Genomic DNA, 24,728 nt, shown 5'->3' on the forward strand with positions numbered 1-24,728 from the left:
TCGACCACGATGCTCGCGACGTCGGGCTGGTTCAGGGCCGCGCGCGGTGAGCTCGTGCAGCCACGTATCCCGCCGCATCACGCGGGTACGCCGTCGAGCGCATGGGCGACGCTGCCCGCGAACGCGTGCCACGCGGCGGACTCGCGGATGAGCGCCGACGCGCCTTGATCAGTGAGCGCGTAGTACTTGCGTCCAGGCCCGCCGTCGCCAGCTCGCCACTCGGCCCGCAGGTGCCCGAGCTTTCGCGACGCAGCAGCGCCGGGTACAGCGAGCCGCCCGCGACCGGGCCGAATCCCAGCGTCTCCAGCCGTCGCGCCAGTTCGTAGCCATACGCCTCGCCGTCGCGCAGCAGCGCCAGTAGACAGAGATCCAGTACGCCGCGCAACCAGTCGCGGTGATGATCGACAGTCTCCATAGGTAGGCAGTCTGCCTACTTGACGAACGGCCCTTTCGTGTAAACCATGTCCCATCACTTCGCCGGCCGACCAAGCGCTCACGCTCATCGCATTCCGCCAAGCGCGTCGGCGCACGTTCAACGAACGGCTGGCCGAGATCGAATTCGCGCCCGAGGCGATGCTCTACCGCTGCGAATGCGGGCTCGTCGCGTGCGGGACCGCGATCAAGCTGACGGGCCTGGACTACATGGGCGTGCGGGCCAACCCGCGCCGGTTCGTCGTCCTCAACGAGCACGCGATCCTCGAAGCCGAGGAGGTCGTGGCGACCCGCGGCGCGTGGGCGATCATCGAGAAGGTCCCCGGTCCCGCCGCCGACTTCGCCGCCGCGACGCACAAGCCGTCGGCGGCGGTCGAACGGTGGATCGGCTCGGCGACGTAGCCCGCTTCTACGCGGAGGCCTACGACGAGGACGTGCGGCTGACCCGCAGCCCGCACGGGCGGCTGGAGTTCGCCCGCACACGGGAGCTGCTGGAACGCGTGCTGCCCGCGCCGCCGGCGCGGGTGCTCGACGTGGGCGGCGGGACCGGGATCCACGCGCGCTGGCTCGCCGCGGCCGGCTACGAGGTCACGCTGCTGGACCTGACGGCGCAGCATGTCGCGGCGGCCGCGGCGATCGACGGGGTCACCGCCTCGGTCGGCGACGCCCGCTCGCTCCCGTTCACCGCCGGCGCGTTCGACGTCGTGCTGCTGCTGGGACCGCTGTATCACCTGGTCGAGGCGGAGGAGCGGATGCTGGCGCTGCGTGAGGCGAGGCGGGTCGCGCGGCCGGGCGCGCTCGTCGCCGTCGCGGCGATCAGCCGGTACGCGGGGCTGCTCGACTTCGGCGCCCACGGCGGCATCACGGCCGCGACCGAGCCGCTCGTCCGCGACGTGCTCTCGACCGGTCGCCACGACCCGCGGCTCGGCTTCACGACGGCGTACGTCCACCGCCCGGAGGAGCTCTCGGCCGAGCTGGTCGCCGCGGGGCTGCGCGACGTCGAGGTGTTCGGCGTGGAGGGTCCTTGCGGCCCGGCGCTCGACGCCCACGGGATCGAGCAGATCGACGAATTCCTGCCCTCGGCGATCGCCTGCGCGCGGATCGCGGAGCGCGACCCGGCGCTGATCGCCGCCAGCGCGCACTTCCTCGCGCTGGCTACGGCACCTCGATCGTCTTCCCGTCGAAGCTGACGCTGATCACCTTCTCGGCGCCGACCGCCCACACGTTGCGACCCACCTGGAGGCGGCGGGTCGTGCCGTCGGCTTCGTGGAGCTCGATGACGGCGACGCCGTCCGGCACGAGCCCCACCGCGCTGCGCAGGCGCTCGTTCTCCTGGCGGCTCGAGATCACCGCCTGGCCGGCGAGCGCGTCGGCGATGTCCACGCACGTACCGCCCCAGCCGGCTCCGTCATGGACCTGCAGGCAGAGCCCGGCGCGGTTGGCCAGCACGCGCACCGGCCCGGCGGCCGTCTCGACCGTGCGGTTCGTCGCCTCGCGCAGGAAGGCGAAGCCGTCCAGTAGACGCCTGGCGGGGGTGGCGTAGTCCTGACCGAGGACGGCGACGACGTCGTAGGACTTCCCGTCACCGAAGCTCGGCGGTGGTGACCCGACACGGTCGACGTCGAGCAGCTGCGCGACCCGGCGCGCCTGGGCGGCGTGTCCCTTGGAGAAGTAGACCGTCGAGTATTTGCGCTCCCGGCCGGGCGGGACGGTCTCGGCCGTCGCCCAGTTCTGCGGGACGAGCACGCGGCTGGCGGTGGTCGAGAGTCCCGGCGTGCCCGCCGCGTTGTACACACCGATCCGCGTGTCCGCGAGCGAGACCGCCTTGGGCTTCGTCGCGCGGCCGTCGTCGGTTGAGGGGCGCCCGGGCAGCAGGATCATCGCGACGACCGCGACCGCCGCCGCGGCGACGAAGCTCAGCGTCGGCCAGAGGCGCGGCCGCGGCGGGCGGGCCCGCTCCGCCGCCTTGCGGTGCGCGGCGGCGGTCAGTTGCAGCTCGAGCTCTTTGAGGAAGTCGCTCACGGTGTGTGCTCCAGTCCTGACCGCAGGCGGGCGAGGGCGCGCGAGACCCGTTTGCGGATCACGGTCTCGGACGTGTTGTGGGTCCCGGCGATCTCCGCGTACTCGCGCTCGTGCACGACCCGCGCGGTGACCGCGTGCTGCTGCTCGCTCGGCAGCGTCTCGAGCAGTTCGTTGATCAGCCGGCCGGTCGACTCCGACGCGGCGAACGCCTCGATCCGCTCCAGCGCGTCGTCGTCGACGCTGATCCGCGGCAGGTCGAGCTTGCGGCGCGCGTCGTCCTCCACCCGCCCGCGCTCGAACGTGCGAGCCAGCTTGTGGCGGGCGATCCCGTACAGCCAGGCGGTGGCGGGACCGAGGTCCGGCTTGAAGCGGGGGAGACCCTCGAGCGCGGCGGCGAACGTCTCGGCCGTGAGGTCCGCCGCGACCTCCGCGTCACCCACCCGCCTCGTCAGATACCCGAGCAGCGTGGGCGCGTGGCGGCGGTAGAACTCGCCGAACGCCTCCCCGTCGCGGAGCGCGTCCTGGAGCAACTGCTCGTCGGTCGGTGCCATTCGTGGGGGTATTGCGGTTGGGCGCGTGGGTGTGACCGCGTTGACGAACATCGCCGTGCCAGGTACCTTGCGGTGCATGGCACCGGTCATCTCCCAGCTGCGGCGGGGCGTGCTCGAGTACTGCGTCCTCGCACTGCTGCGCGACGGGGAGCGCTACGCGTTCGAGCTCGTGCGCACGCTGTCGGAGGCCGAGGGAATGGTCACCAGCGAGGGGACGCTCTACCCGCTGCTGGGCCGGCTGCGCCGCGAGGGCCTGGTCGAGACGACCTGGCGGGAGTCGCCCTCGGGGCCGCCGCGCCGCTACTACACGCTCACGGGAGAAGGAGCGTCAGTTCTGGAAGCGTTCACCGTTGAATGGGGGCGCTTCCGCCGATCCGTCGATGGCTTCTTGGCCACAGGAACACCGCATGCACCCGCTCGCTGAGGACTATCTCGACCGGCTCGAACGGGCCGCCGACCATCTGCCGCGCGCCCGCCGGCGCGAGCTGGTCGACGACATCGAGGCGCACCTCGGCGAGGCGCTCGGGCCGAACCCGATCGACGCGGAGGTCCTGACCGAGCTCGAGCGGCTGGGGGAGCCGGAGGTCATCGCCGAGGCCGAGGCGCCGCGGCCGGTGCCGAGCGACGAGCGCGGGCGGCGCGAGTGGGCGGCGCTTGGGCTGATCCTGTTCGGCATTTCGGTCGGCCCGGCGCTCTTCGGTCTGTTGGCGGCGCTTGCGTGGCCGGTCGGCGTGGTGCTGCTGTGGCGCTCTCGCGCCTGGAACGTGCGCGACAAGTTGATCGGGACCCTGCTCGTCCCGGTTGTCTCGCTGTCATCGGCCTTGGTTTGGGAATCCATTCGCAGGCCGGCGTACTGCGGCCTGCGGCTCTGCGAGCAGAACGAGACCGCACAGCTCGTCCTCTACGTCATCGCCTATGCCGTCCCGATCGGCGTCTTGGTCTACCTGGCCTGGCGCGCCAGGCTGGCACTATACTTTCTGAAGTATGAGCGACGTGATCAAAGTGGACGTGTGGTCTGACATCGCCTGCCCTTGGTGCTACATCGGCAAGCGCAAGTTCGAGGCCGGTGCCGAGGCCTTCGGCGGGGAGGTCGAGGTCGAGTACCACAGCTTCGAGCTGTCGCCGGACACGCCGGTCGACTTCGAAGGCTCGGCGGCCGACTATCTCGCCGAGCGCAAGGGCTTTCCGGCCGATCAGGTCAAGTCGATGCTCGATCGCGTGATCGGGATCGCCGCCGAGGTCGGGCTGGACTACGACTACGACGCGTTGCAGCACACGAACACCGTCAAGGCGCACCAGCTGATCCACTTCGCCAAGGCGCACGGCAAGCAGGTCGAGATGAAGGAGCGCCTCCTGCGCGCGTACTTCGTCGAGGGCCGGCACGTGGGCCGCGACGACGACCTGGCCGATCTGGCCGCCGAGATCGGGCTCGACCGTGAGGCCGCCCTGCGCTCGCTGCAGACCGACGAGTACCTCGCCGACGTCCGCGCCGACCAGGATCAGGCGATCCAGTACGGCATCCAGGGCGTCCCGTTCTTCGTCGTCGACGGCAAGTACGGCGTCTCCGGCGCGCAGAGCGCCGAGACGTTCACGCAGGTGCTGACGAAGGTCGCCGAAGAGCGCGTGGCGTCATGAGCGCGTCGCCCTTCGAGCCGGTCGGCGACCCGGACGCGGCCGTCTGCGTGGACGGCGTGTGCGCCGTCCCGCGCCCCGAGCCGCAGCCCGAGGACGCGGAACGGCACGACGACTCAGCGGACGCGCGTCCCGGTGGCGTCGTCCCAGTGCAGCGGTGAGCTGAACTTCTTCAGCGGGGCGTCGGCGCGCGAGATCTTCTCGCCCTTGACGCCGGGCGGGCAGATCGCGGTGAAGCTCGCGAGCCCGCCGGTCCCGCCCTTGAACCGCGGGAACCCGATGCTGACCAGGCAGCCCGTCTCGGGCACCTTGTCGAGGTTGTCGACGCCCTCGGCCTGCGTGTAGCCGTGGTGCATCAGCCACGACTCGCCCTCGAGCGTCGGCGTCGTGTCCGTGTCCAGCGGCTCATGGCCATGGAAGAGGATGTGCCGCTTGAGCTGGAGGAACTTGATCGCGTCCAGTGACACGCCCGGGAAGACCGGGTCGGCGGCGAGCGCCGCGGCCTTCTTCGGGTCAGACGTCCACTTCTTCGACCAGTCGGAGCGGACCATCACGACCGACCCCTCGGGGATCCGGCCGTTGGCCTTCTCCCACTTCTGGATGTCGGCCACCTGCAGGTGGTAGTCGCCCTTCTTCTTGACCTGGTCGACGATCGAGATGACCACCAGCGGCCGGACGGCGAACGTCGCGGGCAGTTCGTCGATGCCGGCGTACTCCGGCGCCCAGTGCGCCGGCGGATCGAGCTGGGTGCCGAACTGGTCGGTCGAGATGTCGTAGTGGGTCGCCGCGAATCCTTCCTTCTCGTACGTGTACGGCTGCTTCGTCGCCGGGTCGACTGTCGGTGAGAACGTCGACGGTCCGAACCCCTTCCACACCGGCATCGTCGGCGTCAGGACGTGGTTGAGGCTGATGTAGCGCGCCTTGGTCAGCACGTCGGAGTAGGTCTTCCAGAGGTTGACCTGCGTGCCGTTCTGCGCGGTGGCGACCGGCGTGGACTGGTTGGCGCCGACGGCGTACGCGCCGACCGCGAGTGCGGCCGCCGCAGCACCTGTCGCGAGATTCCGTGCCCTCATTCTGCCCCCTTCTGGTAGGACCTCCCGAGCCGCGACACATTACGGGTTCGACGCCCGTCTCCGCTCGACGACGACCACGCGTGAATTGGCACAGAGATGTCACAGTTTCGTGACATCTCTGTCTTGTTCTGTTGCAGCGGTTCGGGCGATGCTCGGGGGGTGATGTACAAACGAGTCCCCACAGGACCTGATTGCGCATCACCCCCTGCTCGTTACGGGCTGACGACGAGCACCGAGCTGGGTCTGAGCCCGAGTGCGTTGAGCAAGCGGGTGGCCCGCGGGGCGTTGCACCGCCGGTACCCGGGCGTGTACTCGTTCGGCCCTGGCGAGCTCTCTCCCGAGGCCGAAGCGATGGCCGCCGTGCTGGCGGTCGGTGACGGGGTCCTTTGCAACCGGCCTGCGGCGACGTTGTTACGGATCTCTCGGTTCCGATCGTCGGTTCCGCACGTACTCGTCACGCGCCGTCATCGGCCAGTCGAGGGCATCGTCATCCACCACTGCCGCGATCTCGACCCGCGCGACGTCACGGTGCACCGCGGCATCCCGATGACCACGGTGCCTCGCATCCTGCTCGATCTCGGTGAGGACCACACGGTGTGGCAGGTCACGAACGTGATCCACGAGGCGGCGTTCCGGAAGTGCTTCGACGTCGCGGCCACCCGCCGCATGCTCGCGCGCTCGACCGGCCGGCGCGGCGTAGCGCTGGTCGAGCGCGCGATCGCGTTGCACCTCGCCGGCAGCGCGGGGACCAAGAGCGCGCTCGAAGACGCGTTCATCGCGCTCGCGACCGACTTGCCCGAGCCGCTTGTCAACACGATCCACGAGGGTGAGGAGCTCGACTTCCTCTGGCCCGATTGCCGGCTCAACGTCGAGGTCGACGGGCCTGGGCACCGACGGCCGGCGGTCAGGCGCGACGACGCGCGGCGGGACCACAAGCTCAAGGCCGCCGGCTACACGGTCGTGCGGCTCACCGACATCGAGGTCCAGCGGGCGCCGGAGGCGGCGCTCCAGAAAGTTCTCCGCAACTGGCCAACCTCGATCGTGCTGCGGGGGTCCTGCGCGTGACACCACTTCGACGGAAGGATTCCCATGAAGCGCATCGCCCTGCTCGCCGTGCTCGCCGCCTTCGCGACCATGCCCACCGTCGCCTCGGCGGCGGAACCGACCCACACGCCCGGAACGAGCGCGAACGGGATCATCGCGATCCTGATCGGCCTGCAGTTCACGCCGCCGATCGGTTCGAACAAGGGGTCCTAGCCCGCTGTCTCGGCGGCCTCGAGCCACTCGCCTTCCAACCGCTCCCGCTCCGCCGCGTTGGCCGCGAGCTCCGCTTGGAGCTCGCGCAGGCGGACGAAGTCCGTCGCGGCGTCGGCCATCGCGGCGTGCAGCGTCTCCTCGCGCTCGCCGAGCTTCTCCAGCGCGCGTTCCAGCCGCGCGACCTCTTTGCGCGCCGCGCGCACGACCGTCTGGTTCGGCACCGCCTTGGTCGCGACCGCGGCGGTGACGGGGATCTCGGGCGGGCGGCGGAGGTCGAGGTACTGCTCGATCCCGCCGGGGAGGTGGCGGATGCCGCCTTCGCCCATCAGCGCGTAGACGTTGTCGCACACCCGCTCGACGAAGTAGCGATCGTGGGAGACGACGACGAGCGTGCCGGGCCAGCCGTCGAGCAGGTCCTCCAGGGCCGTCAGCGTGTCGATGTCGAGATCGTTGGTGGGCTCGTCGAGCAGCAGGACGTTCGGCTCGCCCATCAGCAGGCGCATCAGCTGCAGCCGCCGGCGCTCGCCGCCGCTGAGGTCCTTGACGAGCGTCCGGCCCTTCTCGCCGCCGAACCCGAAGCGCTCGCAGAGCATGCCTGCGGTCAGTTCGCTGCCGTCGCCGAGCCGGGCGCGGCCCTTGATCGCCTCGACGGACTCGAGCACCCGCAAATGGCCGGGGATCTCGGCGGTGTCCTGGGAGAGGAAGGCGAGCTTGACCGTCGCGCCGCGCTCGACCTCGCCGGAATCGGGCTCCTGCTCACCCGCGATCAAGCGCATCAGCGTCGTCTTGCCCGAGCCGTTGACGCCGACCAGCGCGAAGCGGTCGGCGGGTCCGAGGCGCCAGGTGGCATCGCGCAGGATCCGGCGGTCGCCGTAGGCCAGCGAGACGTGCTCGGCGTCGATGACCTTGTTGCCGAGCCGCGTCGTCGCGAAGCGCAGCAGCTCCGCGCGGTCGCGGGGCTCGGGCTCGTCGGCGATCAGCGCGTTGGCGGCCTCGATGCGGAACTTCGGCTTGGAGGTCCTCGCCGGCGGCCCGCGCCGCAGCCAGGCCAGCTCCTTGCGGATCAGCTGCTGGCGGCGCTCCTCGCGTGCCGCGGCCTGCCGGGAGCGCTCCGCGCGGGCGAGCGTGTAGGCCGCGTAGCCGCCCTCGTACTGGTGCACCGTCGTGTCCGCGACCTCCCACGTGTGGGTGCAGACCGCGTCCAGGAACCAGCGATCGTGGGTGACGACCAGGATCGACCCGCGCCGTGCCGCGAGATGCCGCGCGAGCCAGTCCACGCCCTCGACGTCGAGGTGGTTGGTCGGCTCGTCGAGCAGCAGCAGCTCGGGGTGGTCGAGCAGGACCTGCGCGAGCGCGATCCGGCGCCGTTCGCCGCCGCTGAGCGGCTCGATCTTCGTGTCCAGCCCTTGCGGGAAGCGCGCGATCTCGACGCCGCCGAGCAGCCCGTCGAGGACGTTGCGGTAGGCGGCGTCCGCCATCCACTCGTGGTCCGCGCGGCCGCCGACGAGCTCCTCGCGGATCGTGCGCTCGGGGTTCAGGTCGTCGCCCTGGCCGAGCATCGCGACGTGCAGCCCGCCAGAGCGGGTGACCGCGCCCGAATCGGGCTGTTCGGCGCCGGAGATGAGCCTCAGCAGGGTCGACTTGCCGTCTCCGTTGCGTCCGACGACGCCGATCCGGTCGCCGGCGGAGATGCCGAGCGTGACGTCGGCTAGCACCGTGCGGGCGGCGTAGCCCTTGGTGGCGTCCTTGAGGTTGACGAGGTTGCGCGGCGAGGTCATCGGCGCCAAGCAGCCTACGATCTCTCGGTGCAAGCACTCGAAGAGGAACAGAAACACCTGGATGAGACGAGTGCGGCGTATGACCTGGCCTTCGCCGCCCTGGTAGGGCGAAAACGGTCGCAGGGCATCGACGACTTCGCCAACGAAGCGCTCGAGCAGATGCGGCGCGAACGCATTCGCGTCTACACCGAGGCGAGCGGCCCGCTCTACTTCGGTCGCATCGACCAGACCGACGGCGACACGCTCTACGTCGGCCGCCACGCCGTCTGGAGCCCGGACAACGACCTGCTGTCGGTCAACTGGCGCGCCCCCGCCGCCGAGCCGTTCTACGCCGCGACCGCGCACGAACCGCGCGGCGTCAAGAAGCGCCGCCGCCTGGACATCGAGGAGCGCAAGGTCGTCGGCTTCGTCGACGAGACGCTCACCCAGGACGACGACGATCACCTCACCGACGCGATCGTCGAGGACATCACGCGCAAGCGGGTGGGCGAGATGCGCCAGATCATCTCGACCATCACGCCGGACCAGTACGAGCTGATCAGCCGTGAGGCCGAGGGCGCGCTGGTCATTCAGGGCGGCCCGGGTACGGGCAAGACCGCCGTCGGCCTGCACCGCGCCGCCTGGCTGCTCTACACCGACCCGGAGCTCACCCGCCAAGGCGTGCTGGTCGTCGGCCCCAACGAGACGTTCATCCGCTACATCGAGCAGGTGCTGCCGGCGCTCGGCGAGGGCGGGGTCGAGCAGCGCCCGATCGGGTCGCTGATCGCGCAGCCGCACGGCGAGGTCGACGAGACGCGCGAGCTCGCCTCGCTGAAGGGCAGCGCGCGGATCGCCGTCGTCATGGAGCGGCTGCTGTGGGGCCGGTTGAGCCTGGAAGGCGGCGAGGTGCCGTTCGGGCGGCGGAAGGTCGTGACCGTCACCCCCGAAGACCTGCGGGAGATCGTCGTGTCGGTGCGCGAGCGCACGTTCAGCTACGAGGCGGGGCGCGAGCGCTTCCGCGAGCGCCTGGCCGGCCTGATCGCGGGTCGCCTGCTGGACCGCGACTCGCTCGCCGGGCAGGAAGAGGCGATCAGCGCCGTGCGCAAGACCAAGGAGTACCAGCGCATGACGACCAAGGCGTGGCCGCGCGAGTCGCCGGAGGCGCTGGTGGAGCGGCTGTTCAAGAACCGCGCGCGCTTGACAGAAGCGGCGGGTGACCTGCTCAGTGACGACGAGATCAGCCTGCTGCTGAAGGCGAGCGCGGCGACCAAGCGCAAGGACATGACGCCGACGGACGTCGCGCTGTTGGATGAGGCGCATTGGCTGATCGATCCGAGCTTCCGGCGGTTCGGGCATGTGGTCGTGGACGAGGCGCAGAACCTGACGCCGATGGAGCTGCGGATGACCGTGCGCCGCGCGCGCGGGCACTCGCTGACGATCCTCGGCGACCTGTCGCAGCGCACCGCCGACGCGGGCGTGTCGTCCTGGGACGCGGTGCTCGACGAGGCGGGCGTGTCCGACCACGTGGTCTCCGAGCTGACGATCAGCTACCGCGTGCCGAGCGACTTCCTCGTGCTCGCCGGCACGCTGCTGCCCGAGGGCGCGCCCGCGCCGCGCGGGGTGCGCGATGCGCCTTTCCCCGCGCTGGCGATCGACACCGACGACCTCGGCGCCTCCGCCGCCCGCGTCGCCGCGCGCTACGCCGACGAGGTCGGCAGCGTCGGCGTCGTCGTGCCGCACGTGCACATGGACGAGGTTCGCGCCGCGCTGGGCGACTTCGTCGACGCGACGGGCGGAGCGCCGCTGGGCTCGGGCGTGAACCTGATCGACCTGCACGTGGCCAAGGGCCTCGAGTTCGATGCGATCGTCGTCGTCGAGCCGGAGGCGATCCTGCACGAGCGCCCGGACGGCGGCGTCGGCGGGCTCTACACCGCGCTCACCCGCTCGACGCGGGCGCTGGCGATCGTCCACGCGCAGCCGCTTCCCGAACCGCTGCGACACACAACCGTGTTGCGGACAGAAACTGACCGCAATCCCGCGTAGTCTGCGTTTCATGGACTTCAAGCTCGAGCTGGTCACCATCCCCGTGTCCGACGTCGACCGCGCGAAGGCGTTCTACGTCGACCAGGCAGGCTTCAACGCCGACCACGACTTCCAGGTCGACGAGAACCTGCGCTTCGTGCAGCTCACGCCGCCCGGTTCGGCGTGCTCGATCGCGATCGGCACCGGGCTCACCGAGGCCGAGCCCGGCTCCGTGAAGGGCATGCAGGTGGTGGTGACGGACATCGAGGCGGCGCGCGCCGAACTGGCGGGCCGCGGCGTCGACGTGTCGGACATCCAGCGCTTTCCGTGGGGTGCGTTCGTGTTCTTCTCCGACCCGGACGGGAATGCTTGGGCCGTGCAGGACTTGACCGGAACGCGTCCCGAGTAGCCGCCTTGGCCGAGCTCTTCGCCGCCATCCCCACCGCGGACTTCGCGGTGGGCCGCGCCTGGTGGCAGGAGCGGTTCTTCGGCGGCCGGGCGCCGGACCTGATCCCGAACGACCACGAGGCCTGCTGGCGCGTCGCGGACTCCTGCTGGCTCTACGTCATCGGCGACGCCGACCGCGCCGGCAAGGGCCTGGCGACGCTGCTCGTCGACGACTTCGACGCGTGGGTGAAGCGGTTGGGCGACGTGGGCGAGATCAGGACGATGCCCGGCGGGATCCGGACCTGCCACATTCGCGATCCCGAAGGGAACACGGTCCAGCTCGGTGGCTAAGTACACGGTCAACCCAAAGGCCGTCGCCCGTGCGGAGGAGCTGATCGACGCGCGCCAGTACGTGCTCCAGAGCGAGTGGGGGAGCGTGCAGCCGAAGGCCGCGGAGGAGAACGCCTACCTCGAGAAGCACTCGTTCGAGGAGTACGAGCTCTGGCACCTCGGGCTGACCGACGGCGCGGCGGACGGGACGAAGGCGCGCTACGCGTTCGTGTACGGCGACTTCCGGCGAGTGCACCGGATGGGCCTGATCGCGTGCGTCTACCGCGCCGCGGAGTGGCGCCACAAGGAGATCGAGCTCGCGGCGCACGACCTCCTGCAGCGCCTGGACCGCCTTACTTCTTGACCGACACCGTCCGCTTGACCGCCGGCGCGCCGGCGGCCGAGACGGTCACCGACAGCTTCGACGCCTTCTTCGCGTCCGTGGCCGAGAGCTTGAGCGTGCCGCTGAACTTCCCGCCCTTGATCGCGACGCTCAGCGTCTTCTTGACCGACTTCGTGCCGACCTTGTAGGTCAGTTCAACCTTGACCTTGCCGGTGACGGTCGTCGTGCCGGCGACGGTCAGCGTGCGGTTGGAGCGCTTGAACGAGGCCGCGGAGATCCTCGGCGCGTTCGGTCCGGGGGTGGGGGTGGCCACGGGTCCGGGGCCGGGTTGGGCGATCGGCGTCGCGGTGGCCTCCGGCTCCACCTGCGGCTGCGCGGTCGGCGTCGCGGTCGCGGTGGCTGTGACGGTCGGCGTCGCCGTGGCAGTTGCCGTGGGCGTCGGCGTGGCCGACGCCGTTGCGCTCGGCGTGGCCGTGGCCGTCGCGGTCGGCGTGGTGGTGGCCGTTGCGGTCGGCGTGGCCGTCGCCGTTGCGGTGGCCGTCGGCGTGGCGGTCGCGGTGACGGTCGGCGTTGCCGTTGCGGTGGCTGTCGGGGTCGCCGTGGCCGTCGCGGTCGCGGTTGGCGTGGCCGTCGCGGTTGCCGTTGCGGTTGCGGTTGCGGTTGCCGTGGCCGTAGCCGTTGCGGTCGGCGTGGCGGTGGCCGTGGTCGTCGGCGTGGCCGTCGCCGTCGCCGTCGCCGTCGGTGTCGGCGTCGCGTCGGGTTCGACGATCACCGTGCCCGTCATCTCCGGGTGCACGCTGCAGACGAACGTGTACGTCCCCGCGGCGGTGAACGTGCAGTAGCCGTCCCAGCCCGCCTGCTGCGGGACGCCGGGCAGCGGCGGCGCGTCATTGGTGTCGATGAACCCGGTTGGGGGCGCCTTGATCTGCGGACACGACGCCGGGATGGGGCTTGGGGCCTTGAAGGTGACGTTGTGGACGCTGGCTCCGGCCGGGAAGGCGAACCCGACCCGCTCGCCCTGCTTGACGGTCACGCTGTTGTCGGTCTCGCTCGCCGATGACCGGTCCTGCCACCAGTTCCGCGCGCCGGCGTCGTGCGCATCGATCCGGGCGGCGGGGGTCGGCGTCGCGGTTGCCGTTGCCGTCGCGGTTGCCGTTGCGGTTGCGGTCGCCGTCGCCGTGGCGGTTGCCGTGGCCGTCGCCGTCGCCGTCGCGGTTGCCGTCGCGGTTGCCGTCGCGGTGGGGGTCGGCGTGCCGGTCCCGGTCACTTCGATCGTGCCCTGCATCTCGCTGCTATGCGCCTGGCAGAAGAAGCGGTAGGTGCCGGGAGTGTCGAAAGTGCAGTACCCGGCCCAGCCGACGCCTTGGGTGATGGCGGGCATGGGCGGGTCGTCGTCCGGGTCGATGGTGTCGCCGGGCCCGGCCGCGGTCTGGACGCACTCCGCCGGCTGCGGGCTGTCGGACTCGAACTGCACGTTGTGGACCGACCCGCCGTCTAGGTAGGCGAACGAGACCTTCCCGCCGGTGGTGATCGACACCGTGTGGTCCTCGGTGTCGCTCCCGGCGGCGTCCTGGAAGTACGAATCGTGAACCGAGAAGGCGGCATCGACGGTCCGGGGCGCGCTGTCGTCGCCCCAGGCGAGCGCGGGTACCGCGATGACCAGCATCACGGCACAAACCATCCATGGCAGATGCTTCCTGCTCACCGACTCAACTCCCCATCGACCGACCGAATCCGGTGTCGACGATAACGCTCGGTCTAGCGTTCTGGCGATGATTCGCGCCATCTTGCTCACCGGGTCGCCGGGTGCCGGCAAGTCGACCGTGCTCGAGGCGCTCGCCGGCCTGCTCGCCGAGGACCGGGTTCCGCACGCGGCGTTTGAGAGCGAGCAGCTCGCCGCGGGGTATCCCTGGCTTGCGGAAGAGCAGGCCTACGCCGCGCTGGCCGTGACCTGCCGGGCGCTCAGGGAGCTTGGGCGCGACCTGTTCCTGATCGCCGGAACGACCGAGACCGACGCCCATATCGAAGGGCTCAAAGCAGCGGTCGGGGCGGATGAGACCATTGTCGTCTGCCTCCGGGCCGATCCGGAAACCGCCGCCCGCCGCGTGTTCGAACGCGAACCACCGGAGTGGGCGGGGCGTGACGCGCTCGTCGCCGCAGCACGCGGGCTCGCGACCCAGATTCCCGCGCTGCGCGGCATCGACCTGCTCGTCAACACGGATGGACGCCGCCCGCGCGACGTCGCGCGCGAGATCCGTTCGAAGCTGCCCGCGCTGCAGTAGCCTGAGATCCGCAATGGTCAGCGCGCGCCGAACGGTCGCCGTGACCGCGGCGCTGCTCGCGTCGCCCGCGGCCGCGCCGGCACACGCACAGACCGCGACACCGCTCGGCATCGTCGAGCAGACGTTCGGGCACTTCGATCGCGACACGCTCACGCCGCTCGCCCCGAGCCTGCCGCTGCGCGAGCCGCACGCCCGCCCGGTCTTCTCGCCGGACGAACGCCGCCTCGCGCTCGGCCTCTCGGCGCCCGGCACGAGCAACGGGCGGGTCGGGGTGTGGATCGTCGACCCGGCGCGCGTGAAGGTCCTGCACGAGGTGGTCACGGGGATCGCCGCCGAGGCCGTCGTCTACCCGGGAGTCGTCGGAGCGCTGCTGCAGAACGGGCAGCTCGTGATCATCGACCCGGCGAGTGGGAAGATCCGCAGCCGGCGCGAGATCGGCCGCACGAGCTGCGCCCCCGATGCGGTGCAGACCGCGACCCGCGGCGTGATCGTCAACGAGATCGGCCGTGACACGGTCGAGGTCACGATCGTCGACCCGCGCGGCAAGATCCACACGCTCCGGCTCCCACTCGAGACGATCGACCGCAACTGCCGCAAGGTCGGGCTCGCCGCGGACGCGACCCGCGTCTACGTGACGACCGCCCACCGCATCGCGGCGATCGATCCCGTCACCCGCCACGTCGACATCCGCCGCGCAACCGGCGGGACCGACGCGGACGTCGTGCCCGGCGGTCTCGCGGTCGCGGGCTCGGCGGGTCTCACCGTCGTCGACACCACCACCTGGAAGACCAGCTGGCGCGACCGAACCGCCCGGAACGTCCTGACGCAGGCGAACACGGTCGTCGGCACCGGCACGGGAACGGTCACGGCCCGCGACGCACGCACCGGTCGCCTCCTCTGGCGCGCGCCCGGGGCCGCGCAGGCCGTCGCGGCGGGCCGCGTGTACGCGCAACCGGCCGTGCTCGACCTCGCCACGGGCAAGCAGGTCGGCACCCATCCGCCGGTCTTCAGCGCGATCCGGTTCGTCATAAACCGGAAAACTGACCGTGTGTTGCTCGGCGCCCCCGGGTAGCCGGTGGACATGAGCACTCGAGCCCTATTGGTGATGTTGTGCGGAGCGGCGATCGCGCTGAGCGGCTGTGGCGCCAAGGAGGCCGCGGTCGTCAAGGGGGCGTTCGAGCAGGACATCAAGAGCGCGAACATCGAGCTGACGATGTCCGTCAAGTCCGCTCAAGAAGCCGTGAACGTGTCGCTGGCCGGTCCGTATCAATCCAACGGCAAGGACAAGCTGCCGAGCGCCGATCTCGCGTTGAAGGTCCAGGGCGCAACGCCGAAGACGATCGAGGGCCGGCTGATCTCCACCGGCGACAACGCGTTCGTCGAGTACGAGGGCGAGACCTACGAGGTCGGCAAGGACAAGATCGCGGAGCTCGAGAAGCAGGGCGCCGCCGGCGGCACCAACCAGCTGAGCGCCGCCGACATCCGGCAGCTGATGGGCACGATGCAGGACTGGTTCCCCGAGAGCGACACGCAGGAGAACGCGGATCTCGACGGCGAGCCCGTCACCCGCGTCACCGGCAAGCTCGACCTGTCGGAGGCGCTGACCGATCTCAAGGGCCTCGCGTCCAAGCCCGGCATGTCCGGTGTCGAAGAGCTCAAGCAGCTCTCCGGCGGCGACATCAAGCGCATCGAGCGCATGGTCAGCGACCCGAAGTTCACGATCGACGTCGGCAAGAGCGACGGCAAGCTGCGCCGGATCCAGGCCTCGATCAAGGTCGACGACAAGTCCGACTCCGGCACGCTGGACTTCTCGCTGCGCTTCAAGGACGTCGACAAGCCCGTGACGATCAACGCGCCCAGCTCGGGCAAGCCGATCGAAGCGCTCGGCCAGAAGCTCGGCGAGGAATTCGGCAGCGGCAGCTCGGGCGGCACCACCGACGCCCAGGTCAACTAGCCGAAACGCCCAGGATCCGTCGGCGACGTGCTCACGCTCGGGCGTGTCGTCGACCCCACCTGGTGGATGACGACCTCGGACGGCGTCGCGAGCAGCTCGTCCACGGCGTGCTGGTACTCGGCGTGTTCCTCGGTGGCGTAGTGCGCGCGCAGCGCCTCGCTCGACGTCCACGTCTGCACGATCACGAACGAGGCCGGCGCGTCCAGCAGCTCGGCGACCTCGTAGCCCGCGCAGCCGTCCTCGGCGCGGACGGCGACGGCGCGCTCTGCGAGGAGCGTGCGGAGTTCGGCGACGCGCCCCGCGAGGCCCGCGAGTTTCGCCACCACGACCTGTGAGCTCATGGCGCGAACCCTAACCGGCGGGCGCGCTCGGCGGCCGGCGCCGGGTCGAACGGCGCCGCCATCCACGTGGCGGTGCGCGCGTCGAGATCGAGCAGGAGCCAGAGCGCCTCGGTGTGAGGAACGGCTCCGTTGGGCGCGCCGACCGCGCCTGGGTTGAGGAGCCACTTGCCCTCGCTGATGTCGAGCGGCTCGCCGGGGACGATCCGGACCTTGCGCGAGCGGTCGTGGAACGCCGCCGGCACGTGGGTGTGGCCGACGAGGCCGATCGGCGCGCGCTGGAGCGCCAGGCAGGCGGGCGCGTTCCTCGGCCCGACGAACTCGTGCACTGCGTTGTGCGGACCGCCGTGCCAGAGCTGGACGTCGTCGCCGCGGCGGGAAGCGGGCTTGCGCGAGCGCATCCACGCCTGCGCGTCCTCGTCGAGGCGCTCGCGCGCGTGCTCGATCGAGGCGTTCACTTCCCCGTCGCGCCACAGCAGGTAGTCGTGGTTGCCGAGCAGCGCGATCCGGCACGTCTCGCGGGTGCGGGCGACGACGTGCTCCGGGTCGGGCCCACGCCCGACCATGTCGCCCAGCGACCAGATCTCGTCCACGCCCGCCGCGGCGGCGAGCACGGCCTCGAGCGCATCCGCGTGCGCGTGGGCGTCGGCTAGGACCGCGACTCGCATTCGGACCCCATGACCCGCGCGGCTACGGCGTGCGTACCCGCGCCAGCGCGAGCAGCCGCCCGAGCGAACCGCAGGTCGCGCACGGATACAGCCGGACGGTCCAATCGTCGCTTCCCGAGACGATCGTTCCGCCGTCCCGCGAGTAGGCGACGCTGTTGACGCCGTCGCCGTGATAGGCCTGGGTCGACAGGAGCTCGCCATTGCTGGCGTCCCAGACACGAGTCGTGCGGTCGGCGCTGGCGGTGACGACCGTCGCTCCGTCGGGGCTGAACGCGCCGCTGGTGACCGGAGCGGTGTGGCCGGTGAGCCGGGCCAGCAGTTGCCCGCTTGTGGCGTCCACGATCTGCGCGACCGCGTTCGAGCCGAACATGAGGATCCGGCGCCCGTCCGGGCTCATCGTCGCGCCCGCGAGCGCACCCGGCGCTGGGCCATATGGTCTGACGTTACGGCTCCGGAGGTCCAGGATGACGGCGGAGCCATCATCTCTCGCGGCCAGTATTTCCCGCCCGCCGGGGGTGAACTCGGCACTGGTGTAAGCCCCCGGGGGCCGCCCCAGCGTCACCGGCAGGACACGGAGCGTGCCGACGTCGAGCACGATCACTCGCTGGATGGTCGTGGCGACGATCTGGCTCCCGTCGGGCGAGAACCGCGCGGACAAGAAGGCGTCGTCACGGCTCCGGTAGCTGCCGATCGATCGGCGGGTAGCCGCGTCGGTGATGATCAGCAGCGCCCGCCGGAGCCTGTCTTCGCCGGCGAGGACGACGCGCCGACCGGTGGGATCAAACGCGACCGAGTTGAGTACGCGAGCGCGCGGCCGGGACACACGCACTCGCGTCGCAACCTGTGTCGTGAGATCCCAGAGGCGTGCGGATCCATCGCGTGAGGCCGATGCGACCTGCCGGCCGTTCGGGGCGAAGGCGACGCTGAGGACGCGGTTGTTCTCACGGAGAACACCGCCCTGCTCGACCTGCCAGCGCCGTGCGGTTCCGTCCGTCGACGCGGTCGCGATACCCCGGTCTCCGGGCAAGAAGGCGGCGTCGAGTACATCGTTCTTGTGCCCGAGGAGCGTCACGAGCGGCTTGCCGTTCCGGGCTTCCCAGGTACGTGCGGTGCCATCACGGCTCGTGGTCACGAGTTCCGCTCCCGACGCCGAGAAGGCGACGCTAGAGATGACATCGGAATGCCCGGCGAGACGCGCGAGCGTGATCCCGGTACGTGCACTGAGCACCGTCGCGAGCGTCCCGCCGGCAATCGCGAGACGCTCACCGTCCGGGCTCCATGCGACGGCGCTGACCAGGTCGACCGAGTCAACCATGCTCCGGAGCGGGCGGCCGCGTGGAATGTCCCACAGCCGCACCAGGCCTCTGGCGTCGTAATTGACCGAATGCTGTCCATCCGGACTGACGGAGATTGTGCACCCGGAGACCACATCGCCGCTGAGGACCTCCTCGGTGCTCGTCGCAGACACTCGTTGCGGTGCGTCCCGGCAGTCGCTGGTCACCAAGGCCGAGGGGTCCTGCGGATCGAACACCACCGGGCCGAGCATCTCGGACCTGGCCACGGTCCTTCCGGTCGCCACGTCCACAACGCTGACGACGTCGTCGATCGTCTTGATTGCGACGCGCGTTCCGCCAGCATCGACTGAGACGCTGTCGACGGTGGCGCCGCCGTTGAACAACGTGCGTGGTGCGTCCGGCCCGATCACGTACACCTTGGCACCGGTGGTGACGAGCGCTGTCTGGCCCCGCGTGCCGAGGGTAACGGCGTGCACGGATGGCTGGAACGTCTCGTTCGCGAGCTCGCGTCCGTTGCGGGTCCTCCACAACCTGGCTCGGCGCCCGGCGGCGGTGACGAGCAGACGGCCGTCGGCCGACACACTTGCCTGGTCGACCGGGCCGAGTCGCCACCTGGCGCGCACGCGCGACGTCGAGAGCGCGCTGCGTAGGGCGGCGACAGCCTCGGTCGTCGGGTCCAAGGTCGCCGCCTGGCGCGCGGCGATCAGGCTTCGTTCGGGATCGATGGCCAGCAGGCCGGCGGAATCGGCCGCCAGCGCCCGGGACCTCGCGATGTTCGCCTGGTCGATCGCCGTCCTTCTCTGCTGCACCGCCAGCACCGCCACGAGCATCGCGAGCACGAAGAGGCCGGAGACGACGAAGAACGCGATCCTCGTGCGCCGCACGCCGCGCACCTGCTCGGTCTCCAACATTCTGTTGAGCCTGGCCTCCTTCAGCTCCGCCTCGCGACGCTCCTCGGTGTATCGCCGTGCCTCGCGAACGGCCGCGAGATGCTCGCGCCGCCACTCGACCACCGGCGGCCCGAGCCGGTCGTGGAACAGCTCGTAGCGAACACCGTGCTCGCCGCGCTCGACCTCCCGCAGCATCCGCGCACGCAACAGATGCGCGAGCACGGGCTCGAGCTCCGCCTGGTCGAGCTCGGCCATCTCCGCCAGCTCACCCGCCGTGAGCGCGATCTTGGTCCCGTTCGAGGTGACGAGGTGACGGAAGGCGTTCGCCGCCAGCGTCGTCTGCTCAGGCGAGAGCTTGTCGATCGCCCGCATGAGCAACGAACGGATGATCTCCGGCGCCCCACCGCGCACGAACAGCGTCTCCTGCCGCAGCGTCGGGGAGTCCGAAGCCATCTCGAGCCTCCAGATCTCCTCCATCACGAGCTGCAGGTAGGCACTCTCGTAGCGCGCGGCGCCCTGCCGGCGGATGCCGTCGAGGACGTCGTCCACCAACGCCGGCTCGATCTCGACACGGGTGCCGTTCGAACGGTTGTACTGCTCGAGCGGCTTGGAGATCGCGGCGCGGGCGGCCTCCTCGTCCAGGTACTCGAGATACAGGAAGTTGCCGTAGACGTTCGGAATCCGCGCCTTGAAATGCTCGCCGATGGAGGCGTACGCGTCTTCGCGGATCGACAGGAGGAAGTTCGCGCGCAGGTCGGGATCGAGGACGCAGCGCGCGAGCGCGTCGGCGAACTTCGCGCCCTCCTCGTCAGCACCGTGGTAGAGGAAGAACTCCTCGAACTGGTCGAGGATCAGCAGCAGTGGCGCGTCGACCACCTCGACCGCGTGGGCCAGCGTCGCCTCGAAGGTCTCCTTGCGCACGTCGATCTCGCCCGCGAACGGTTGCGCGGCGGCCACGATGGCGTCCGCGAGCGAGGTCTCCACGTCACCGTGCCAGGCGCTGAACACCACCGGAACGAAGTCCGGCGCGCCGTCCTCCTCGAAGGTCGCTCGTGCGGCGGAGCGCAGCGTCGCCGCGGCTCCGGCGCGCAGCAGCGAGCTCTTACCCACCCCGCTCTGCGCGTAGAGCAGTGTGAGCCGCGTCGCCAGGAGGTTTCCGATCACCCGCCGCGACTCGACCTCACGCCCGAAGAAGTAGTCGGCGTCAGCTTCGAGGAAGTAGTTCAACCCGACGTACGGGCAGTCCTTGGTCACGATTTGAGGTGACGCTCGAACTCCTCGAGGTACGCGTCGAGCGGCATCTTGATCCGGTCCACCCCCAACTGCTTCCAGACGCCCTCGGCGACGGGGTGGTGCTCGCGTTGCACGGACCAGCCGCGCACGTTGGCGCTCCAGATGCGTTGGAGGAACACGCGCAGGCTCCAATCCGCGACGCCGTACCCCAGGAAGAGGAAATTGCTGTTGCGCAACCTCCCCAGCAATTGCGAGGGGATCAGCGTGGCGATCGGCTCCCGGCTGAGGTAGTCGATGTAGTCGTCTTCGGTGACGACGAAGTTGTGTTCGTGCTCCTCGCGCCAGGCGAACGGAGCGCCGCGCAGCATGCCGCCGTGCAACTTGACGATGATCGAGCGCTCGAGCCGGCCCTGCGGTGTCACCGGCAACCCGGAGTAGTCGTTGGCGATGCCCGTCGGCCGCGCGTCCTCGCCTGAGCGGTCCCACCATGGCAGATGCACGAAGCGGCCGCCGTGCTCGCCGGCCGCGATGAAGACCACGACGTCGTACGGCTCTTCCGCCTCGTCGAAGGCGCATTCGAGCGCGGTGTCGTAGCTCGCGGTGAGGATCATCTGGTAGCGCTCTCGCCCGCGGGCGCGCAGCAACCCCGGGAGGCCGGCCAGGAAGCGATGCACCACGGCCGGCACGCAGTCCTCGGACTCGAGGATCTCCTCGAGCGCCTCATGCAGGTCGCCCGGCGTGAGCGTGGAGACGATCTGTTGCGACACCCGCGCGAGGTCGAACGGGCCGGGGCCGAGCGAGTAGCGCTCGGCAAGCTCCCGCGCGAGGTCGCCACCTTGCGGCATCCTCCCGCAGCCACGCTGCCAGGGCGTGTCCGGCTCGCCTTCCACCGGGCCCGAGCCGAGCACCGGGATCAGGCGGCCCTTGCCCTCCAAGGCGTTGATCAACTGGGCGAAATGCGGGCTCAGCTGCGCGCCGATGAGCGTGGGAGCGGGCGGTCGCCGCGGCGGCGGCGGGGGCGGGGGGTGCCGGGCGACGAGCGCGGGCAGCGTGTTGAGCAGGGCGTCGAGGTCGCGTGGCCAGCTCTCGTGGCGCAGCCTCACGCTTTGGCGCTCGGCGACCGGCCGGAAGGCTCGTGGCCAGCGGGCCGAGTGGTCGAGCGTCGCGTTGTCGAGGAGCACGGGAACGATCAGTTTGTGCGCACGCAAGGCATGCTCGACCTCGCGGCGCAGGACGTCCTCCTCATCGGGATCGCGGACCTCGCGTCGCCCGTAGTCGTCGGCGAGCGTCACCCAACGCTCGCCCATCACGACGAGCAGGACGTCAGCGGCGGCGATGTTGGCCGCGATCGCGTCCGCCCAGCGCGAGCCGAGCGCCAACGACTCGACGTCGAAGAACACGTCGCCGAACCGCTCGCGCAAGGCGTCCGCGAGCAGCCGTGCGTGGGCTGCGGCGTCGGAACGCCGGTAGCTGACGAACGCCGTCAGGCGCGCCTCAGGCGGGTCGTGCTCGATCGGCAGCGCCGTCATGTGCAGACCATACCTGCGCGCTGAACGTCGGTTCAATGCACCGAAAATTCGTTGGAGGGCGCCGGGAATAGTGTCGACGACAGCGCCGTTTGGTCCCTGTATGCGGATCATCTTCGCGACCTGTCAGGGCGGCGGCCATTTCCAGCCGCTGGTCCCGTTCGCCCGCGCCGCGCAGCGCGCCGGACATGACGTGGTGGTCGCTGCGCCGGGCGCGGCGCGCGGGATGGTCGAGCGGGCCGGGTTCGAGTGCTACGCGCTCGGGGAGCCGTGGGATCGCGCCGAGCGGTGGGCGGCCGTGTTCGGTCCCGACAGCCCGGGCGCCGTGCACGTCGTCCAGGAGCTGTTCATCGGCCTCGATGCCTACGCGGCGCTGCCGGGAATGCTCGCCCTGGTCCACAACCACGGCGCCGACCTGATCGTGCGCGAGACCACCGAGTTCTCCTCGACGATCGCGGCTGCCCACTTCAACGTGCCGGTCGTCGCCGTCGGCCCGCACCTCGACGCGGCCATCGACACCGACGGCGGCCTGCACGCGATCGCCGCGCCCGCCCTCGAGCGGCTCGGCCCCTACCGCCTCGACGCGCCCGTGCTCACGCTCTCCCCGTTCGGTGACGCGCCCGGCGTGCACCGGTTCCGCCACCCGGCGCGCGAGCGCGTGGACCGCTCGCTCGTCTACGTCTCGTTCGGGAGCGAGATCCGCTCGCCCGAGCTCTTCCGCGCCATCGCGCGGGCGCTGGCGGGCGTGCCGAAGCGGGTGCTGATGACGGTCGGCCGCCATGTGGACGTCGACGCGCTGGGTCCGCTGCCGGCGAACGTCCGCGTCGAGCGCTGGGTCGATCAGGGAGACGTCATGCCGCACGCCGCGGCGATGGTCGGCCACGGCGGGTCGGGCGGGACGCTGGCGGCGCTGGCCGCCGGCGTCCCGCTCGCCTTCATGCCGCAGTTCGTCGACGGTCCCGCCAACGCCGCCCGCGTGACCGAGCTCGGCGCGGGGATCGTGGTCGAGGACGATGTGGCCGGCGCGGTGCATGAGCTGCTGAACGAGCGGTCCTACCGCGAGGCGGCGGAGCGCGTCGCCGACACGATGCGCTCCCTGCCGCCGGTCGAGGCCGCGCTGGAGCTGTTCAGTCGTAGCGCTGGATCAGCCGCACGTTGAGGGCGAGCATCAGTGCGCCGGCCACCGCGACGACCAGGAACCCGGGCCAGATCGAGCTCCAGACGAGGTCCTCGAGAATCAGCGAGCGCAGCGACTCCATCACGTAGGTGACGGGGTTCAAGGTCGCGGCGACCTCCATCGGGTGCGTGAGCATGTCGCGCGGGACGAAGTTCGGCGTCAGGAACAGCAGCGGGAAGAAGATCAGTCCGCCGGAGTTCGTGGCCGCCGCGCTGCGGGTCTTGAGCGCGATCAGCTGCATGAAGCCGACGAACACGACCGCCCACAGCGCGGTCAGCACGATCAGCAGGATGAAGCCGAGGATGCCGCTCGCGATGCTGATCCCGAACACGACGCCGAGCAGGACGATCGCGGCGGAGATGAGCAGGCCCTTGGCCAGCTCGGCGACGAGCCGGCCGAGCACGATCGCGACGCGCGAGATCGGCGCCGCGCGGAGCTTGTCGAAGTACCCGCCCTCGATGTCCTCCACGAGGAACAGCGCCGCGGTGCCGAACGAGGCCGCCAGCAGCAGCGACTGCGGCAGCTGGAACGCGCCGTAGCCCTGGCCCTGCAGGAAGTCGGTCGACGCCGCCGGGAAGATCTTGCCCGCCTGGCCGACGTTGACGACGAGGAAGAAGAGCGGGATGAAGAGCGTGGGGAGGATCGCCTCCGGCGTGCGGTACGCCTCGCGCAGCGCGCGCTGTCCGAGCACCCAGGCATGGGTCATGCCGTCACCTCTTGGACATCACCGGCGCCGCGGCTGCGCGAGCGGCCGGTGGCATCGAGGAAGACGTCGTCGAGCGTGGGCTCGGTGTCGAGCTCGAGCCGCTGCATGAGCTCGTTCTTGAGCTGCTGCGGCGTCCCCTCGCGGACGATCACGCCGCCGTCGATGATCGCGAGCCGATCGCAGAGCTGGTCGGCCTCCTCGAGGTACTGCGTGGTGAGGAAGACGGTCGTGCCGTGGCGGTTGATGCGCTGGACCTCGTCCCACACGGTCAACCGGCTGGCGGGATCGAGGCCGGTCGTCGGCTCGTCCAGGAACAGCACCTCGGGCTCGTGCACGAGCGCGGAGGCGAGGTCGAGCCGCCGCTTCATCCCGCCGCTGTAGCCCTTGATGCGCCGGTCGGCGGCGTCGGTCAGTTCGACCAGCACCAGCAGCTCCTCGGCGCGCTCCTTCGCCTCCTGGCCGTTCATCCCGAACAGCCGCGCCTGCAGGATCAGCAACTCGCGCCCGGTCTGGCGAGGGTCGAGCCCGGCCTCCTGCAACGCGACCCCGATCTTGTGCCGCGCCGCGTCAGGGTCCTTCGCCACGTCGACGCCCGCGACGTGCGCGCTCCCGGCGGTGATCGACAGCAGCGTCGTCAACATCCGCACCGTGGTGCTCTTTCCGGCGCCGTTGGGGCCGAGGAACCCGAACACCTCCCCGCGCGCGACCCGCAGGTCGACACCCCGCACCGCCTCTACGTCGCCGTAGTGCTTGACCAGCCCTTCGGCCCGCACCGCGACCTGCGCTCGTTCGCTCATTGCCTCCTAGGACTTCAAGAGGCGCGAGAACTCATCGGTGCCGTGTGTGGGATGCT

General features: G+C 70.5%; 27 protein-coding genes. 15 read left to right on the top strand and 12 right to left on the bottom strand.

All coding sequences use genetic code 11. The features are described from left to right. Positions 1–31: 31 nt before the first annotated feature. Positions 32–415 (bottom strand): helix-turn-helix transcriptional regulator, encoded by a 384-nt coding sequence (locus OM076_RS21320; RefSeq protein ID WP_270042085.1) that lies wholly within the window; start codon positions 413–415, stop codon positions 32–34. A gap of 158 nt (positions 416–573) precedes the next feature. Here OM076_RS21320 and OM076_RS21325 point away from each other — a divergent pair, with 158 nt between their 5' ends. Both OM076_RS21325 and OM076_RS21330 read left to right on the top strand, forming a co-directional pair. Further along, positions 574–834, top strand: coding sequence for a hypothetical protein (locus OM076_RS21325; protein ID WP_270042086.1), 261 nt, complete (start codon positions 574–576; stop codon positions 832–834). Next, positions 813–1,622 (top strand): class I SAM-dependent methyltransferase, encoded by an 810-nt coding sequence (locus tag OM076_RS21330; protein WP_270042087.1) that lies wholly within the window; start codon positions 813–815, stop codon positions 1,620–1,622. The genes OM076_RS21325 and OM076_RS21330 overlap by 22 nt, the downstream gene beginning before the upstream one ends. Here the strand turns inward: OM076_RS21330 and OM076_RS21335 are convergent. Both OM076_RS21335 and OM076_RS21340 read right to left on the bottom strand, forming a co-directional pair. Next, entirely contained in the window at positions 1,588–2,454 is an 867-nt protein-coding gene (locus tag OM076_RS21335; RefSeq protein ID WP_270042088.1) for a LytR C-terminal domain-containing protein, read from the bottom strand. The genes OM076_RS21330 and OM076_RS21335 overlap by 35 nt on opposite strands. Further along, positions 2,451–3,005 carry an RNA polymerase sigma factor gene (locus tag OM076_RS21340; protein ID WP_270042089.1) on the bottom strand — a complete coding sequence of 185 codons (555 nt, stop codon included), beginning with the start codon at positions 3,003–3,005 and terminating at the stop codon, positions 2,451–2,453. Before OM076_RS21340 ends, OM076_RS21335 begins: the two co-directional genes overlap by 4 nt. Before the next feature lie 76 nt (positions 3,006–3,081). On the opposite strand from OM076_RS21340, the gene OM076_RS21345 reads away from it, so the two are divergent. The 3 genes from OM076_RS21345 to OM076_RS21355 are packed head-to-tail and all read left to right on the top strand — an operon-like array spanning position 3,082 to position 4,640. Next, positions 3,082–3,429 carry a PadR family transcriptional regulator gene (locus OM076_RS21345; RefSeq protein ID WP_270042090.1) on the top strand — a complete coding sequence of 116 codons (348 nt, stop codon included), beginning with the start codon at positions 3,082–3,084 and terminating at the stop codon, positions 3,427–3,429. Beyond that, entirely contained in the window at positions 3,413–4,024 is a 612-nt protein-coding gene (locus OM076_RS21350) for an HAAS signaling domain-containing protein (protein ID WP_270042091.1), read from the top strand. The genes OM076_RS21345 and OM076_RS21350 overlap by 17 nt, the downstream gene beginning before the upstream one ends. Beyond that, positions 3,990–4,640, top strand: a complete 651-nt coding sequence (locus OM076_RS21355) for a DsbA family oxidoreductase (protein WP_270042092.1) — start codon at positions 3,990–3,992, stop codon at positions 4,638–4,640. The genes OM076_RS21350 and OM076_RS21355 overlap by 35 nt, the downstream gene beginning before the upstream one ends. 113 nt (positions 4,641–4,753) lie before the next feature. Here the strand turns inward: OM076_RS21355 and OM076_RS21360 are convergent, their stop codons facing one another. After that, positions 4,754–5,710 (bottom strand): cyclase family protein, encoded by a 957-nt coding sequence (locus tag OM076_RS21360; RefSeq protein ID WP_270042093.1) that lies wholly within the window; start codon positions 5,708–5,710, stop codon positions 4,754–4,756. Positions 5,711–5,968: 258 nt separating this feature from the next. On the opposite strand from OM076_RS21360, the gene OM076_RS21365 reads away from it, so the two are divergent. Beyond that, complete coding sequence (locus tag OM076_RS21365) at positions 5,969–6,775, top strand: endonuclease domain-containing protein (RefSeq protein WP_270042094.1); 807 nt, start codon at positions 5,969–5,971, stop codon at positions 6,773–6,775. Between the two features lie 24 nt (positions 6,776–6,799). Further along, positions 6,800–6,967, top strand: coding sequence for a hypothetical protein (locus OM076_RS21370; RefSeq protein WP_270042095.1), 168 nt, complete (start codon positions 6,800–6,802; stop codon positions 6,965–6,967). On the opposite strand, the gene OM076_RS21375 is transcribed toward OM076_RS21370, so the two are convergent. Continuing rightward, the gene (locus OM076_RS21375; RefSeq protein WP_270042096.1) at positions 6,964–8,745 is read right to left on the bottom strand and encodes an ABC-F family ATP-binding cassette domain-containing protein; all 1,782 of its coding nucleotides are present in this window, start codon (positions 8,743–8,745) and stop codon (positions 6,964–6,966) included. The two genes, OM076_RS21370 and OM076_RS21375, sit on opposite strands and share 4 nt — an antisense overlap. Before the next feature lie 27 nt (positions 8,746–8,772). Between OM076_RS21375 and OM076_RS21380 the strand changes: the two genes are divergently transcribed. The 4 genes from OM076_RS21380 to OM076_RS21395 are packed head-to-tail and all read left to right on the top strand — an operon-like array spanning position 8,773 to position 11,827. Continuing rightward, positions 8,773–10,767 carry a HelD family protein gene (locus tag OM076_RS21380; protein ID WP_270042097.1) on the top strand — a complete coding sequence of 665 codons (1,995 nt, stop codon included), beginning with the start codon at positions 8,773–8,775 and terminating at the stop codon, positions 10,765–10,767. Between the two features lie 10 nt (positions 10,768–10,777). After that, positions 10,778–11,155, top strand: a complete 378-nt coding sequence (locus OM076_RS21385; protein WP_270042098.1) for a glyoxalase superfamily protein — start codon at positions 10,778–10,780, stop codon at positions 11,153–11,155. 5 nt (positions 11,156–11,160) lie between these two features. Next, positions 11,161–11,484, top strand: coding sequence for a VOC family protein (locus OM076_RS21390; protein WP_270042099.1), 324 nt, complete (start codon positions 11,161–11,163; stop codon positions 11,482–11,484). Next, on the top strand, positions 11,477–11,827 hold the full coding sequence (locus OM076_RS21395) for a hypothetical protein (RefSeq protein WP_270042100.1): 351 nt from the start codon (positions 11,477–11,479) through the stop codon (positions 11,825–11,827). Before OM076_RS21390 ends, OM076_RS21395 begins: the two co-directional genes overlap by 8 nt. Here the strand turns inward: OM076_RS21395 and OM076_RS21400 are convergent. Further along, the gene (locus tag OM076_RS21400; RefSeq protein WP_270042101.1) at positions 11,817–13,472 is read right to left on the bottom strand and encodes a cupredoxin domain-containing protein; all 1,656 of its coding nucleotides are present in this window, start codon (positions 13,470–13,472) and stop codon (positions 11,817–11,819) included. The two genes, OM076_RS21395 and OM076_RS21400, sit on opposite strands and share 11 nt — an antisense overlap. Between OM076_RS21400 and OM076_RS21405 the strand changes: the two genes are divergently transcribed. The 3 genes from OM076_RS21405 to OM076_RS21415 are packed head-to-tail and all read left to right on the top strand — an operon-like array spanning position 13,462 to position 16,042. Further along, complete coding sequence (locus OM076_RS21405) at positions 13,462–14,088, top strand: AAA family ATPase (protein WP_270042102.1); 627 nt, start codon at positions 13,462–13,464, stop codon at positions 14,086–14,088. The genes OM076_RS21400 and OM076_RS21405 overlap by 11 nt on opposite strands. 13 nt (positions 14,089–14,101) lie before the next feature. Next, entirely contained in the window at positions 14,102–15,160 is a 1,059-nt protein-coding gene (locus OM076_RS21410) for a hypothetical protein (RefSeq protein ID WP_270042103.1), read from the top strand. Between the two features lie 9 nt (positions 15,161–15,169). Further along, on the top strand, positions 15,170–16,042 hold the full coding sequence (locus OM076_RS21415) for a hypothetical protein (protein ID WP_270042104.1): 873 nt from the start codon (positions 15,170–15,172) through the stop codon (positions 16,040–16,042). Here the strand turns inward: OM076_RS21415 and OM076_RS21420 are convergent. The 4 genes from OM076_RS21420 to OM076_RS21435 are packed head-to-tail and all read right to left on the bottom strand — an operon-like array spanning position 16,039 to position 22,106. Continuing rightward, the gene (locus OM076_RS21420; protein ID WP_270042105.1) at positions 16,039–16,383 is read right to left on the bottom strand and encodes a putative quinol monooxygenase; all 345 of its coding nucleotides are present in this window, start codon (positions 16,381–16,383) and stop codon (positions 16,039–16,041) included. The two genes, OM076_RS21415 and OM076_RS21420, sit on opposite strands and share 4 nt — an antisense overlap. Then, positions 16,380–17,048, bottom strand: a complete 669-nt coding sequence (locus tag OM076_RS21425) for a metallophosphoesterase family protein (protein WP_270042106.1) — start codon at positions 17,046–17,048, stop codon at positions 16,380–16,382. Before OM076_RS21425 ends, OM076_RS21420 begins: the two co-directional genes overlap by 4 nt. Before the next feature lie 22 nt (positions 17,049–17,070). Beyond that, the gene (locus tag OM076_RS46230; protein WP_270042107.1) at positions 17,071–20,487 is read right to left on the bottom strand and encodes an nSTAND1 domain-containing NTPase; all 3,417 of its coding nucleotides are present in this window, start codon (positions 20,485–20,487) and stop codon (positions 17,071–17,073) included. Beyond that, a complete protein-coding gene (locus tag OM076_RS21435) occupies positions 20,484–22,106 on the bottom strand; it encodes an SIR2 family protein (RefSeq protein WP_270042108.1) in 1,623 nt (540 codons plus the stop codon). Before OM076_RS21435 ends, OM076_RS46230 begins: the two co-directional genes overlap by 4 nt. On the opposite strand from OM076_RS21435, the gene OM076_RS21440 reads away from it, so the two are divergent. After that, the gene (locus OM076_RS21440) at positions 22,096–23,151 is read left to right on the top strand and encodes a glycosyltransferase (protein WP_270042109.1); all 1,056 of its coding nucleotides are present in this window, start codon (positions 22,096–22,098) and stop codon (positions 23,149–23,151) included. The two genes, OM076_RS21435 and OM076_RS21440, sit on opposite strands and share 11 nt — an antisense overlap. On the opposite strand, the gene OM076_RS21445 is transcribed toward OM076_RS21440, so the two are convergent. Together OM076_RS21445 and OM076_RS21450 are read right to left on the bottom strand one after the other, a co-directional pair. Beyond that, positions 23,120–23,875, bottom strand: a complete 756-nt coding sequence (locus tag OM076_RS21445; protein WP_270042110.1) for an ABC transporter permease — start codon at positions 23,873–23,875, stop codon at positions 23,120–23,122. The two genes, OM076_RS21440 and OM076_RS21445, sit on opposite strands and share 32 nt — an antisense overlap. Continuing rightward, on the bottom strand, positions 23,872–24,672 hold the full coding sequence (locus OM076_RS21450) for an ABC transporter ATP-binding protein (protein WP_270042111.1): 801 nt from the start codon (positions 24,670–24,672) through the stop codon (positions 23,872–23,874). Before OM076_RS21450 ends, OM076_RS21445 begins: the two co-directional genes overlap by 4 nt. Between the last annotated feature and the right edge of the window lie 56 nt (positions 24,673–24,728).

The organism is Solirubrobacter ginsenosidimutans, assembly GCF_027587205.1.

What these genes read in the sequence shown, in the direction of transcription:
- OM076_RS21410 (WP_270042103.1), top strand. Translation starts at nt 14,102, where the DNA reads ATGGTCAGCGCGCGCCGAACGGTCGCCGTGACCGCGGCGCTGCTCGCG.
- OM076_RS21445 (WP_270042110.1), bottom strand. Translation starts at nt 23,875, where the DNA reads ATGACCCATGCCTGGGTGCTCGGACAGCGCGCGCTGCGCGAGGCGTAC.
- OM076_RS21420 (WP_270042105.1), bottom strand. Translation starts at nt 16,383, where the DNA reads ATGAGCTCACAGGTCGTGGTGGCGAAACTCGCGGGCCTCGCGGGGCGC.
- OM076_RS21340 (WP_270042089.1), bottom strand. Translation starts at nt 3,005, where the DNA reads ATGGCACCGACCGACGAGCAGTTGCTCCAGGACGCGCTCCGCGACGGG.
- OM076_RS21375 (WP_270042096.1), bottom strand. Translation starts at nt 8,745, where the DNA reads ATGACCTCGCCGCGCAACCTCGTCAACCTCAAGGACGCCACCAAGGGC.
- OM076_RS21360 (WP_270042093.1), bottom strand. Translation starts at nt 5,710, where the DNA reads ATGAGGGCACGGAATCTCGCGACAGGTGCTGCGGCGGCCGCACTCGCG.
- OM076_RS21405 (WP_270042102.1), top strand. Translation starts at nt 13,462, where the DNA reads ATGACCAGCATCACGGCACAAACCATCCATGGCAGATGCTTCCTGCTC.
- OM076_RS21350 (WP_270042091.1), top strand. Translation starts at nt 3,413, where the DNA reads ATGCACCCGCTCGCTGAGGACTATCTCGACCGGCTCGAACGGGCCGCC.
- OM076_RS21325 (WP_270042086.1), top strand. Translation starts at nt 574, where the DNA reads ATGCTCTACCGCTGCGAATGCGGGCTCGTCGCGTGCGGGACCGCGATC.
- OM076_RS21450 (WP_270042111.1), bottom strand. Translation starts at nt 24,672, where the DNA reads ATGAGCGAACGAGCGCAGGTCGCGGTGCGGGCCGAAGGGCTGGTCAAG.
- OM076_RS21425 (WP_270042106.1), bottom strand. Translation starts at nt 17,048, where the DNA reads ATGCGAGTCGCGGTCCTAGCCGACGCCCACGCGCACGCGGATGCGCTC.
- OM076_RS21355 (WP_270042092.1), top strand. Translation starts at nt 3,990, where the DNA reads ATGAGCGACGTGATCAAAGTGGACGTGTGGTCTGACATCGCCTGCCCT.
- OM076_RS21320 (WP_270042085.1), bottom strand. Translation starts at nt 415, where the DNA reads ATGGAGACTGTCGATCATCACCGCGACTGGTTGCGCGGCGTACTGGAT.
- OM076_RS21435 (WP_270042108.1), bottom strand. Translation starts at nt 22,106, where the DNA reads ATGATCCGCATACAGGGACCAAACGGCGCTGTCGTCGACACTATTCCC.
- OM076_RS21370 (WP_270042095.1), top strand. Translation starts at nt 6,800, where the DNA reads ATGAAGCGCATCGCCCTGCTCGCCGTGCTCGCCGCCTTCGCGACCATG.
- OM076_RS21415 (WP_270042104.1), top strand. Translation starts at nt 15,170, where the DNA reads ATGAGCACTCGAGCCCTATTGGTGATGTTGTGCGGAGCGGCGATCGCG.
- OM076_RS21440 (WP_270042109.1), top strand. Translation starts at nt 22,096, where the DNA reads ATGCGGATCATCTTCGCGACCTGTCAGGGCGGCGGCCATTTCCAGCCG.
- OM076_RS21345 (WP_270042090.1), top strand. Translation starts at nt 3,082, where the DNA reads ATGGCACCGGTCATCTCCCAGCTGCGGCGGGGCGTGCTCGAGTACTGC.
- OM076_RS21400 (WP_270042101.1), bottom strand. Translation starts at nt 13,472, where the DNA reads ATGCTGGTCATCGCGGTACCCGCGCTCGCCTGGGGCGACGACAGCGCG.
- OM076_RS21385 (WP_270042098.1), top strand. Translation starts at nt 10,778, where the DNA reads ATGGACTTCAAGCTCGAGCTGGTCACCATCCCCGTGTCCGACGTCGAC.